The 12,441-nt window shown below is 63.1% G+C and carries 11 protein-coding genes; 2 read left to right on the forward strand and 9 right to left on the reverse strand.

Annotation, left to right across the window (positions count from 1 at the left end; all coding sequences use genetic code 11):
* Positions 1–25 precede the first annotated feature (25 nt).
* Positions 26–838: a tetratricopeptide repeat protein gene (locus HU729_RS15365; protein WP_186710839.1), complete on the reverse strand. Its 813-nt coding sequence runs from the start codon at positions 836–838 to the stop codon at positions 26–28.
* 204 nt (positions 839–1,042) lie between these two features.
* Here HU729_RS15365 and HU729_RS15370 point away from each other — a divergent pair, with 204 nt between their 5' ends.
* Complete coding sequence (locus HU729_RS15370) at positions 1,043–1,600, forward strand: WYL domain-containing protein (RefSeq protein WP_186710841.1); 558 nt, start codon at positions 1,043–1,045, stop codon at positions 1,598–1,600.
* Between the two features lie 90 nt (positions 1,601–1,690).
* Here HU729_RS15370 and HU729_RS15375 read toward each other — a convergent pair whose 3' ends face one another.
* From HU729_RS15375 to HU729_RS15410, 8 genes are all read right to left on the reverse strand, one after another.
* Positions 1,691–1,879 (reverse strand): hypothetical protein, encoded by a 189-nt coding sequence (locus HU729_RS15375; RefSeq protein ID WP_186710857.1) that lies wholly within the window; start codon positions 1,877–1,879, stop codon positions 1,691–1,693.
* A 112-nt stretch (positions 1,880–1,991) separates the two neighbouring features.
* The gene (locus HU729_RS15380) at positions 1,992–2,855 is read right to left on the reverse strand and encodes an ABC transporter permease (protein ID WP_186665452.1); all 864 of its coding nucleotides are present in this window, start codon (positions 2,853–2,855) and stop codon (positions 1,992–1,994) included.
* A gap of 16 nt (positions 2,856–2,871) precedes the next feature.
* Positions 2,872–3,735: an ABC transporter ATP-binding protein gene (locus HU729_RS15385; RefSeq protein WP_186710842.1), complete on the reverse strand. Its 864-nt coding sequence runs from the start codon at positions 3,733–3,735 to the stop codon at positions 2,872–2,874.
* 6 nt (positions 3,736–3,741) lie between these two features.
* Positions 3,742–4,761 (reverse strand): ABC transporter substrate-binding protein, encoded by a 1,020-nt coding sequence (locus tag HU729_RS15390; protein ID WP_186710844.1) that lies wholly within the window; start codon positions 4,759–4,761, stop codon positions 3,742–3,744.
* Between the two features lie 18 nt (positions 4,762–4,779).
* Positions 4,780–5,679, reverse strand: a complete 900-nt coding sequence (locus HU729_RS15395) for a TauD/TfdA family dioxygenase (protein WP_186710846.1) — start codon at positions 5,677–5,679, stop codon at positions 4,780–4,782.
* A gap of 342 nt (positions 5,680–6,021) precedes the next feature.
* Positions 6,022–7,398 carry an HlyD family type I secretion periplasmic adaptor subunit gene (locus tag HU729_RS15400; RefSeq protein ID WP_186710848.1) on the reverse strand — a complete coding sequence of 459 codons (1,377 nt, stop codon included), beginning with the start codon at positions 7,396–7,398 and terminating at the stop codon, positions 6,022–6,024.
* Positions 7,388–9,544, reverse strand: a complete 2,157-nt coding sequence (locus HU729_RS15405; protein WP_186665447.1) for a type I secretion system permease/ATPase — start codon at positions 9,542–9,544, stop codon at positions 7,388–7,390. The genes HU729_RS15400 and HU729_RS15405 overlap by 11 nt, the downstream gene beginning before the upstream one ends.
* Positions 9,545–9,589: 45 nt before the next feature.
* Complete coding sequence (locus HU729_RS15410; RefSeq protein ID WP_186665445.1) at positions 9,590–10,927, reverse strand: TolC family outer membrane protein; 1,338 nt, start codon at positions 10,925–10,927, stop codon at positions 9,590–9,592.
* Between the two features lie 338 nt (positions 10,928–11,265).
* On the opposite strand from HU729_RS15410, the gene HU729_RS15415 reads away from it, so the two are divergent.
* On the forward strand, positions 11,266–12,441 hold a 1,176-nt coding region (locus HU729_RS15415), incomplete at its 3' end, for a retention module-containing protein (protein ID WP_186710855.1).

Genomic DNA, 12,441 nt, shown 5'->3' on the forward strand with positions numbered 1-12,441 from the left:
CGAAGGCCTCACCACCCCACCGGACTCAAGACTGAACCTGATCCTCCAGCTTCATGGTCAAGGCCAGGGTGCTGCCCAGTGCGATCGCCTGATCGCGCCACTCCAGGTAGCGCGCCCCATCGCGGCGACTGAAATGCACTGCCAGTTCCTCGGCCGCCTGCATCACCCCTGCCCCTGCCGCGAGCTCCAGCCAGTACAGCGCCGCCCGCGTATCCGGTTCGACATGCAGTCCATACAGCAGCCGGTAACCCACCTCGAACCGGCAACGTGCCTCGCCACGCTGGGCTCCGCGCAGGAACCACTGGTAAGCCTCGGCCAGGTCCACCTCCCAGTCCTGATCGGCATCGCAGACTTCTTCCTCGTACAGGTCGCCAAGGGCCGCGGCAGCGTGCGACAGCCCCCGCTCGAAAGCGTGCCGGTAATGCTCCGCAGCGGTGGCATAGCACACCGCCACGCCTTTGCCGAAATAGTGCTGCTGCCCCAGGTTGAACCAGGCTGCAGCATTGCCCTGCAACGCGGCCATGCGCAGCAGATGGCTGGCCAGCGCCGTGTCGGCGCGCCAGTAGCGGCCATTGAGCCAGATCCAGCCCAGGTCGTTGAGCACCGCGGCATTGCCCTCCAGTGCCTGGTGCCGCAGGTCGGTGTAGATCGCCTGCACATCCACTGCCTCGTCCAGACGGCTCACCAGCGCAGAGCGCTCACCCAGCACCGCCCACTGGGTGGGCATGCCGACGCCAGCGAACAGGCGCAGGTGTCGCCGTGGAATGGCTGGCGCAGGCACGATGCGCTCGGGCAGGAGACGGGCGAGCAGCGAATGGATATTGCTGGCAGCAGACATGTTCATCCTCATTGAACGTCCCACAGTTCCGACCTCGACTGTGATGAGGCGATTCTGCGCGACGACACGACGAAACCTGTCGCGAACGATTCACCTCGACGCAACCAAATCGCGGTTCCGCGATCTCAGCGCAAAGTAGCGAATTGCCATCTGCCGCGGTGCCCGCCATGCTAATGCCGCAAGCCTAGACAAGGACGTTACCCTTTGCCGTTCGCCACTACCCGCGCCACCCTCAGCCGCCAGTGGGCGCTGCTGCGTCAATTGCCCAGCCGTTCACCGGGAGTCACCAGCGCCGAACTGGTCTGGCGACTGCGCGATGTCGGCTTCAATGTCAGCAAGCGCACAGTCGAGCGCGACCTCAACGAGTTGTCGCTGATCTTCCCGCTGGAGCGCAATGACAAGAGCATTCCATTCGGCTGGCATTGGTCGGCCAGCGCCATGGGCGAGCCGCGTGGCAATTTTGACTTGCTGGACTACCTGCGCGGCGACCCGCAGCAGCCCCGCCAGGGCACGGGGCTGGAACTGCAGGCGTGGGTCAGCGATCAGCTGGCGCGACAGCTGCGAGAAGTGCCGTTGAGCGCGAACATGCAGTTGACGGCGCTGCAACATGGCCATCGATTGCGGGCGACGGTAGAAGACGGCTGGACGTTACGCTGGTGGGTATTGGGCCAGGGTGAGGCGGTGGTGGTCGAGCAGCCGGAGGCGCTGAGGGATGAGATTCGCAGGACGCTGAGTAATGCAGCAGCTCGATACATGGTCTGATGGCGCGCGAACCAGGCATCCGCGCTGCGAAACACGCGAGTGTGCCTGCGAATGACGCAGGCACAGGTGAGCTCGACAAGCGCCCACGGTTTACTCAAACTCGATGTTGGCGAGTACGCAGTCATCGCCGACCAGCTTGTATCCCGGCTCGCACGGCATACCTACGACAGGGGCAACACCTCGGGTAGTTGCACCACTCGGCGCATTGTGATTGTCGGCAAACGCGGTTGGGGCCAAGGCGGCGAGGCTCAGAGCAAGGGCTGTGATCAGTGATTTCATACGATTTTCTCCATACGTTGATTTACGTACCGCACGGGCATCGTAGAAAAGCTGCCGCCCCCTGATAACGAGGCATTGTTTCCCGAGGCCCAGAAACTGCTCCCACGCGGAACTACCTCTGCATCCCCCAACGCCGTACGGTCAACCGCTCGAGGGTATTGAACACCAGGCCCTCCACCAGCAAGCCGATCAGAATCACCACCGCCAGCCCGGCAAATACCTTGTCGGTGTACAGCTCGTTGCGGTTCTGGAAGATGTACCAGCCCAGCCCGCCCTTGCCGCTGCTGGCGCCGAACACCAGCTCGGCGGCGATCAGGGTGCGCCAGGCGAAGGCCCAGCCGATCTTCAGACCCGAGAGAATCGACGGCAATGCCGCCGGCACCAGGATGTGCAGCACCAGTCGCAACCCACGCAGGCCATAGTTGCGCCCGGCCATGCGCAGGGTCTCGGACACCCCGAGAAAGCCCGCGTAGGTGTTGAGCGCCAGTGCCCAGAGCACCGAATGCACCAGCACGAAGATCAGGCTGTTGTCGCCCAGGCCAAACCACAAGAGGGCCAGCGGCAACAGTGCGATGGCTGGCAGTGGGTTGAACATGGAGGTCAGGGTGCCGAGCAGGTCGCGGCCGAACTGGGTCGAGACCGCCAGGCTGGTCAAACCGAAGGCCAGTACGATCCCCAGCACATAGCCCTTGAGCAGCACCACCAGCGAGACGCCGACCTTGGCCGGCAGCTCGCCACTGGCCATGCCGTCCCAGAATGCCGCCGCCGTTTGCAGAAAGGTCGGCAGCAGCAGGTCGTTGGCGGTATAGCGCGCCACCGCCTCCCAGATCAGGGCGAGCAGTACAAGAATCACGGTCTTGCGCAACCAGGCCTGTTGCCACAGACGTTGGGCAAGCGGCAGATCGCGCTCCAGCGAAAGCCCTGGCAAAGGCTGCAGCGGCACTTCGTATTCCTGGCGTGCAGGTGTGGTCGTCATGCGCAGGCTCCTCCTGTCAGTAAGCGATGCGGATATCGTTGAAGCCCAGATCCGAGGCCTGCTCCGGCTCACCGGCTTCGTCGAACAGCAGGCGATGGATACGCCGGGCGCTGGCCTGGAAATCGCTGCCACCCAGGCTGCCCAGGTCGTATTGGTGGCTGTGCACCTCGGCCCGTACCCGTCCCGGATGCGGCGACAGCAAGAGGATGCGGTTGCCCACCACCAGCGCCTCCTCGATAGAGTGGGTGACAAACAGCAGCGTGAAGCGCACCTCTTCCCACAACAGCAGCAATTCTTCCTGCATCTTGCGCCGGGTCAGGGCGTCGAGCGCGGCGAAGGGCTCGTCCATCAGCAGCACCTTCGGCTGCGTGGCCAACGCGCGGGCAATCGCCACGCGCGCCTTCATACCGCCAGACAAGGTGTGTGGGTAGGCATCGGCGAAGGCGGCCAGGCCGACCTTCTCCAGATAGTGCAACGCCCGCGCCTCGGCTTCGGCGCGCTTGAGCTGGCCCGAGACCAGCAGCGGAAACATGACGTTCTGCTTGACCGTCTTCCACGGCGGCAACTGGTCGAACTCCTGGAACACGACGATGCGGTCAGGGCCTGGGCCCTTGACCGGCTGGCCCTGCAACAGGATCTGCCCTTCGCGCGGCTCGATGAAGCCGGCCACGGCCTTGAGCAAGGTCGACTTGCCGCACCCGGATGGGCCCAGCAGCACGAAGCGGTCGGCGCGATCGACTTCGAAGCTGACCTGGTGAGTGGCCCGCACCACGCGCTGCGCGGTGCGGTATTCGAGGCTGAGATTGTCCACCTTGAGCAGCGGTGGGGTGTCGACACGGCTCAGGTTGCTGACCGTGTGGCCTGGCAATGGGGCGGTCATGGTCGATCAGCTCCCTTGCAATGGGCGCTCATCCTGGAAGAAGTAGTCCTTCCACGACTCGGGCTTGTGCTTGATGGCGCCGACCCGGTAGAGGAATTCGGCCAGCGGGTAAGTGTTCTTCGGCGTGATGGTGAACTCGTACTGCGGGTTGTCGATCAGCTTGATCAACGCATCGCGATCGATCTTGGCCTTGGTCACGCGGATGTAGGTGTCGGCGGCTGCGGCCTTGTCTTTCTGGGCGAAGTCAGCGGCTTCGGCGAGCGCATCGATGAATGCCTTGTAGGTCTTGGGGTTGTCCTTGCGGAATTTCTCGGTGGCGAACAGCAGGGTCGGCGAGTTGGGGCCGAGCAGGTCATAGCTGTTGAGCACGATGTGCACGTTCTTGTTGGCCAGGGCCTGGTCCTGGAACGGCGGGTTGGAGAAATGCCCGTTGAGTTCGGTGCCGCCGGCCAGCAGCGCGGCTGTGGCATCCGGATGCGGCACGGCCAGGGTGTACTTGTCGAGGCGGTTGTACTCCTTGTCGCCCCACTGCTTGGCCGCCGCGTACTGCAGGAAGCGCGACTGCACCGAAACACCCACCGCCGGCACGGCGATACGGTCCTTCTCGGAAATGTCGGCGATGGTCTTCACATTGGGATTGCTGCTGACCAGGTAGTACGGGAAGTTGCCCAGCGAGGCCACGGCCTTGACGTTCTGCCGACCGTAGGTGCGATCCCAGACGGTCAGCAGCGGCCCGACGCCGGCGCCGGCGATGTCCACCGAGCCCGACAGCAACGCGTCGTTGATCGCCGCGCCGCCGGAAAGCTGCGCCCAGTCGACCTGAATGTCGATGCCCTGCTCCTTGCCGTGCTTCTCGATCAGTTGCTGGTCACGAACGACGTTGAGCAACAGGTACACGATGCCGAACTGCTCGGCGATACGGATCTTGCCTTCGGCCTGGGCCACCGCCGGCGCCGCGAGGCCGCCTACGATCAGGCTCGCGCCCAGGCCGATGCTGGCCGCCAGGCGGCTGATGGATTTACGCATGATGAGAGTCCTCAGTCGTCAGAACGGGGCATCGCCCTGGATGGTGGTGCGATAGAGCTTGCGGCGCAGGTGCGCGGGGCAGCCGGCAGCCAGGTGGATCAACGAACGGTTGTCCCAGAACACCATGTCGTGGGGCTGCCAGGCGTGACGGTAGATGTTCTGCTCGAGCACGCTCAGGGCGTAGAGCTGCTGCAGTACATCGCGGCTTTCGTCATCGGGCAGGCCGACGATGCGAGTGGTGAACCCCTCACTGACGAACAGCGCCTTGCGGCCGTTCTCCGGGTGAGTACGCACCACCGGGTGGATGACTTCGTTGACCTGGGCCAGTTGCTCGGCGGTCAGGGTCGGGCGCCAGTTGCCTTCGAACTTGGTTTCCGAATAACGGGCGGTATAGGAATGCGCGGCGCTGCGCCCTTCGATGACCTTGCGTAGCGCGTCGGGCACAGCGTCCCAGGCCTTGTGCATGTCGGCGAACAGGGTGTCGCCGCCCTCGCTGGGCAGCTCCTGGGCATGCAGCATCGAACCGAGGCTCGGCAGCTCTTTATAGGAGAGGTCCGAATGCCAGAACTTGCCGGCATCACCCAGGCCAATGTTGCGACCGTCTTCGATGATGTTGGAAACGATCAGGATTTCGGGGTGGTTTTCCAGCAGGAACTGCTTGAGCACATGAATCTGCAGCACGCCGAAACGGCGGCTGAAGGCGATCTGCTGTTCGGGGGTGATGCGCTGGTCGCGGAACACCAGGACATGGTGGTCGAGGTGGGCGCGATGGATGCGGTTGAAGTCCTCGGCGTTGACCGGCCGGGACAGGTCCAGCCCGATGATCTCGGCACCGACGGCACCGGAGAAGGGGCGGATTTCGAAGCGTTGCGGCTGTGCGCTGTCGATGGACGACAAGGCGTTCGAGGCGGCTGACATTGTTCACTCCCACGCAGTGCGCGACTTCCAGGGGCGCGCATCGATTCAGAAACGCACGGGGATTTCCCGTGTGGGTTCGAGTCGTGCGGCGCGCCGATTGGTCGGCAGGTACGCAGTAGGAGCGACTATAAAGTCATAAGAATGGAAATTTAAATATCTTTAGCGAATATGCATATACGGGCTGCGATGGCCTGGTGGAAAAACTGCGGGAGTTTCTGTGTAGGAGCGGCGGTTCGGCGCCCCGACTTGTCCCGCGAACACGGGCGTAGCCCGTGCCAGGCAGCGCGGTGTCTTTTTCGCGGGCAAGCCCGCTCCTACAGGGACCACCGGGCCGGGTCGTGATCAGCGCTCGCGCAGCGCCTCGGAGCGGGCCTTGATGATTGGTTTGAGCAGGTAGCTCATGATGGTCTTCTTGCCGGTGAGGATATCCACCGTGGCGACCATGCCCGGGATGATCAGCAGCGGCTTCTCATCCGAGCCCAGATGGCTCTTCTCGGTGCGCAGCTTGATCAGGTAATAGGTGGTCTTCTTGTCTTCATCGGTGATGGTGTCGGCACCGATTTGCTCGAGCTTGGCCTTCAGGCCGCCATAGATGGTGTAGTCGTAGGCGGTGAACTTGACCGTGGCCTCCTGCCCCGGGTGCAGGAAGGCAATATCCTTGGGCAGGATCTTCGCTTCCACCACCAAGGTGTCGTCCAGCGGCACGATCTCGATGATGTCGCTGCCCGGCTGGATCACGCCGCCGATGGTGTTCACCAGCAGTTGCTTGACGATACCGCGCACCGGCGATGTGACCATTGTGCGGTTGACCCGGTCATCCAGCGCCTTGCTGGTGGCCGTGGCCTTGTTCAGCTCGGTGCGAGCCTCGTTGAGCTGGGTGAGGGCCTCGCTGCGGAACTTGCCGCGGGTTTCCTCGATCTTGCTCTGCACTTCCTTGATCGCCGCCTCGGCGCGGGGAATGGCCAGGGCGGTAGAGTCCATCTGGCCACGGTTCTCGACTTCGGCGCGACGCAGGCGCAGCACCTCGACCTGCGAGATCGCGCCCTGGGCCACCAGCGGCTCGGACATGGAGATTTCCTGGCGCAGCAACTGCAGGCTGTTGGCGTACTGGGCGCGCTTGGAGTTGAACTCGCGCAGTTCCTGCTGCTTCTGCACCAGTTGCTGCTCCAGGCCACTGATTTCATCCTGCAGTTGCTGGCGGCGGCTCTGGTACAGCGACTGCTCGCTGGCTGCCTGGCTCGGCGCGGCCTTGCGCAGTTCCTCGTCGATCTGCAGTGGCTTGTCCTCGACCTCGGCGCTCAGGCGCTGTACACGCAGCGCCATGGCCAGGCGTGAGGCCTCGGTTTCGTCGACGTTGGAGGCGAAGCGCGTTTCGTCCAGGCGCAACAGCGGCTGGCCGACTTCGACGATCTCCCCTTCCTTGGCGTAGATCTGCGCAACGATCCCGCCTTCCAGGTTCTGGATCTTCTGCACCTTCGACGACGGGATGGCCTTGCCTTCGCCGCGCGTCACCTCATCGATGGGCGCGACACTGGCCCAGACGATCAGGAACACGAAGAAGGCGATCACGCCCCAGATGGTCAGACGCACGATGCGCGGGGCATCTTCGATCAGTGCCTTGTTGACCTCTGGCAGCGGCTGGCCTGCCAGCGACTCGGAGCCCTTGAAGTAGCGGCGCAGGTTGTCCTTGAAACGCCCGATATCCAGCTTATGCAACACTGATCTGCCCCTTCTTCAGCGCTTCCATGACGGCGGCTTTCGGGCCATCCGCGACGATCTGTCCACGATCGATGACAATCAACCGGTCCACCAGCGACAACAACGACGCCCGGTGAGTGACCAGCAGCACGGTCTTGCCTTCGATCACCGCGCCAAGGCGCTGCTTGAGTCGCTCTTCGCCAGTGTTGTCCATGGCGCTGGTGGGCTCGTCGAGCAGCAGGATCTGCGGATTGAGCAGCAGCGCACGGGCCAGGGCGACGTTCTGGCGCTGGCCGCCGGAGAGATTCTGGCCGCGCTCGCCGACCTGCAGCTCGTAACCGTCGGGGTGCAGGCGGGCGAACTCATGCACGCCCGCCAGCTCTGCGGCCTGCAGGATCAGCTCGTCTTCGATGTAGCGGGCGCCGCTGACCAGGTTGTCGCGCAGGGTGCCGGCCAGCAACTGGATATCCTGGGGCACGTAGCCGATGTTGTGGCGCAGTTCGCTGACGTCGATCTGGCGGATATCGACGCCATCCACCAGCAGCGAGCCGCCGTCGGCCTCATAAAGGCCAACGATCAACTTGGCCAGCGAGCTCTTGCCCGAACCACTGCGGCCGATGATGCCGACTTTCTCACCAGGCCGGATGACCAGGTTGATGCCCTTGAGTGCCTGGTTCTGCTGGTTCGGGTAGGTGAACTCGACGCCGCGGAACTCGACCGCGCCCTGCAATACCTGGCGGCTCAGCGGACGCTCTTCGAAGTTGCGCTCCTGGGGCAGTTCCATCATCTGGTCGGTCGCGACCATGGTCACCTTGGCCTGCTGGTAGCGGGCCAGCAGCCCATTGAGCTGACCCAGCGGGCCGAGCGCGCGGCCACTGAGCATGTAGCAGGCCACCAGGCCGCCCATGCTGAGGTTGCCGTCGATGATCAGGTAGACGCCGACACAGATCATCGCCACACCGGCGAGCTGCTGGATCAGCATGGTGATGTTCATCGCCAGGCCCGACAGCACCTTGACCCGCAGTTCGAGGCGGCTGAGCGTGCCGAGGGTCTGCTCCCACATGTACTGGCGCTCGCTCTCGGCGTTGTTGACCTTTACCGCATCCAGCCCGGCAAGGGTCTCGATGAGGCTGGACTGGCGCTCGGAAGCGAGCGCCATGGTGCGCTCCATCGTCGCCATCAATGGTTTCTGCAGGGCATAGCCGATGCCCAGGGCCAGCGGGAAGGCCAAAACCGGAATCCATACCAGGTGCCCACCGATGATGGCGATCACCATCAGGATCAGCAGGGTGAACGGCAGGTCGATAAGGCTGGTGAGGGTGAGCGAAGCGAGGAAGTCGCGCAGCCCCTGGAACTCGTGGATGTTCTGCGCAAAGCTGCCGACACGCGCGGGGCGGTACTTCATCGACATACCGACGATCCGCTCGAACAGCGTCGCGGAAATGATCAGGTCGGTCTTCTTGCCGGCGAGGTCCAGACAGAGGCTGCGCAACCCCTTGAGGATGAGGTCGAAGACATAGGCTCCGGCGATACCCACTGCCAGCACCCACAGGGTCGAGGTGGCCTGGTTGGGAACCACGCGGTCGTAGACGTTCATCACGAACAGCGGCGCCGCCAGGGCAATCAGGTTGATCACCAGGCTGGCGGCGATGGCGTCGATGTAAAGCCATTTGCTGCGCATCAGGGTGTCGCGGAACCAGGAGCGGGCGCGCGGGATCAAGTTCCCGTGGTTGACGTCGAACTTGTGCTGCGGCTGAGCGAAGAACACTTTGCCGCTGTAGTCGCTGAGCAGCGCCTCGCGGGTGACCAGCACTTCCCCGCCGTCGCTCTCGCTGAGCAGCAGGCGCGCGGTGTCTTCATTTTCCCAACCGACCAGGACGGCGCTGCGGCCTTCCTTCAATAGCAGCATGGCCGGCATGGCCATGCTGGGGATCTGCTCGAGCTTGCGCTGCAGCAAACGCCCCTGCAAGCCCGCGCGCGCGGCGGCGCGCGGCAGCAGCTCGACGCTCAGGCGCTGCGCCGGCAGCGGCAGGCCGGTGGTCAGCATGGCCCGGCTGGCGGGCTTCTGGTGCAGGACACACAGGGTCAGCAGGCTGTCCAGTAGCGGATCGTCATGCTGACTGCGTGGATCATGGTTGAGTTGTACTCGACTGACTTCAGATTCCACGCGGCGCTCTCTTCATCCTTGCGGTTGGATAGGACAGGTGCGCCTTCAGTTCATGCCTGGCAGGTTCACCTTTGGCTTCAGATCGTTCTGTACGACGGTCGCCATGGGGGCTACGACACCCTGGCTCTTCAGCAGTTGACCTATGGTCGCCTTGATTCGGTACTGAGTAAACAACTGCGTGTTCTTCACTTCAACCAGACGACGTTGCGCGGTGAAGGTTTCATTCTCGCTGTCGAGCAGGTCAAGCAGGGTTCGCTCGCCCAGACCGAACTGCTGCTGGTAGGCGCTGCGCACCCGGGTGCTGTGATCGACATACTGCTGGGCGATCGGCAACTGGGCGTTGGCGTTGTCCAGAGCATTCCATGCCAAGCCTAACTCCTCATTGAGCTGACGCAAGGCGTTGTTGCGGATATCCAGCGCCTGGTTGGCCAGATACGACTTCGATTCGAGGTCGGCCTTGTTGCTGCCACCGGCGTACAGGTTGAAGTTCATGCGCAGCATGGCCTGCCATTCATTGTTGTGGCCGACAGAGCCGTCGAGATTGTTGTCTGCCGTCCGTCCGAGCTCCGCGTCAAAACGTGGATAGAAACTAGACTTAGCTGCTTCGTATTGTTTTTCGGCCGCAGCGATGTCGGATTCTGCCGAACGCAGGATCGGGCTGCTCTCGACCATCTGGTGGCGCGCCTCGTCCAGGGTGGCCGGCAGCAGGTCGATGAACGGCGCGGGCGCGCTCAGTTCGTCAGGCATCTGCCCGACCACGCTCAGGTAGTTGGTGTTGGCATCGGCCAGGTTGGTCTGTTCGGTGATCAGGTTGTTGCGCGCCTGCGCCAGGCGCGCTTCGGCCTGGTCGAGGTCGGCCAGGCGGCCTACGCCACGGCTGGTGCGCAGCTTGATCTGGTCGAGGATGCGTTCGTGGTTGCGCAGGTTGTCTTCGGCCAGGCGCACCATCTCACGGCGCGAAAGCACATCGAGGTAGACCTGGGCGACGGTCAGCGCGGTGCGTTCGGAGGTGCCCATCAGGGAGTAGGCGCGGGCATTGACGGTGGCTTGCTGACGGCCGACTTCGCTGGAGGTGGCGAAACCGTCAAAAACCATTTGTCGAAGACGGATACTTGACTCGCCGCGGTTCAAGGTCTCCCAGCGATGCGACGTACTCGGCGAATCGCTGCCCTCGCGGCCGTAGCCGGCGGTCATGTCGACGCGCGGCAGGTAACCACCCTGCGCGGCGCGCAGTTGATAGTCCGCGGCGGTGCGGGCGTTGACCCCGGCCTGGATTTCCGGGTGCACGTCCAAGGCCTGTTGCATGGCTTGCGGCAGGGTTTGTGCTTGGGCAATGGAGGCTGCAAGGGCGAGAGGAAGAACGGTGAAAAGTGACGCACGCATTTTTACTGATTCCCAAGTGGCGCTGTTGTCCCAAATCACGGCCGAAGCGGGTCTGGCCCGTGAAAATTGCGGCCGAAACTGAACGATTGGCGAGCTTGCGAGACTGTACGTAATTAATACGAAAGGAAGAGGCTTTTACCCAAATATCAATGTGACATTAGTTTGCCGATTGTTTAGGATGGCGAGAGGAAGGTCAATACTTTGGCATAAACTTAATAGCCGAAAATTATTGACGTGAAATTGACGAATAAAAGCGTCAAATCATTTTTGTAACATTCCAGCGGAAGCAGGTTCGCACGCCGGCCGGAAGCCAATTGAGACACATCCCGGAGAGTTCCATGAGCACTGTCGTTGCCATCGTCAAAAGCATTGTTGGCCAAGTCATCGCAGTATCCCCGGAAGGCATCAAGCGCGTGCTGATCGAAGGCGACCGCCTGTTCGCAGGCGAGGAAGTCCTTACCGGCCCGGGCGGCGCCGTGACCCTGGAATTGGCCGACGGTCGCATGCTCGACCTGGGCCGCGACTCTCAATGGAGCGCCGATGCGCCCGACAGCAGCACCGACCTGGCCCAGGCCACTGCGCAGGCCGCACCCTCGATCGAAGAGCTGCAACAGGCCATCGCCTCCGGCGTCGACCCGACCACCGAGCTGGAAGCGCCCGCTGCCGGCCCTACTGCCGCAGGTGGTGGTTCGGTCGGTGGTGGCCACAGCTTCGTGCTGCTGGAAGAAACCGCAGGCGTTGTCGACCCGAGCATCGGCTTCCCCACCGGCCCCCTGGGCTTCGCCGCAGGCCTGGCAAACGAAGAAGTCGGTGGGCTGGATAGCAACAACGACACCACCACCAACAACAATCCCATTCCAACCGGCCTGAGCCTGAGCGCCACCCCTTCGATCAGCGAAGCGGGCGGCGTCATCGTCTATACCGCCACGGTTGGCCAGGCGCCGCAGAGCAACCTGACCGTCACCCTGTCCAACGGCGCGGTGATCGTGATTCCGGCTGGCCAGACCAGCGGCTCGGTCAACGTCAACATTCCTGCCAATGACACGCCGTACATCGATGGTGGCCAGATTTCCACCACCATCACCGGTACCACCGGTGGCAATGGCCTGATCGTTACGCCGAACCCGACGCCTGCGGTGACCCAGATCACCGACACGATCGATACCACCACCGCCACCCTGACCGCTTCGCCAAGCGTCACCGAAGGCGGCGTGATCACCTACACCGTGACCCTGACTAACCCGGCGCAAACGCCGGTCACCGTCACCCTGTCCAACGGCCAGACGATCACCGTCGAGGCTGGCAAGTCCAGCGGCTCGGTCGATTTCCAGACCCCGCCCAACGACGTCTACAACAATGGCAGCACGGTCAGCACCACCATCACCGGCGCCACCGGCGGCAACTTCGAGAACCTGGTGCCCAACCCGACTCCGGCACAGACCGTGATCAACGACTCGGTCGACACCACCACCGCCACCCTGACCGCTTCGCCAAGCGTCACCGAAGGCGGCGTG

It is taken from the genome of Pseudomonas sp. RW10S2 (assembly GCF_014268985.1).
Classification (GTDB): Bacteria; Pseudomonadota; Gammaproteobacteria; order Pseudomonadales; family Pseudomonadaceae; genus Aquipseudomonas; species Aquipseudomonas wayambapalatensis.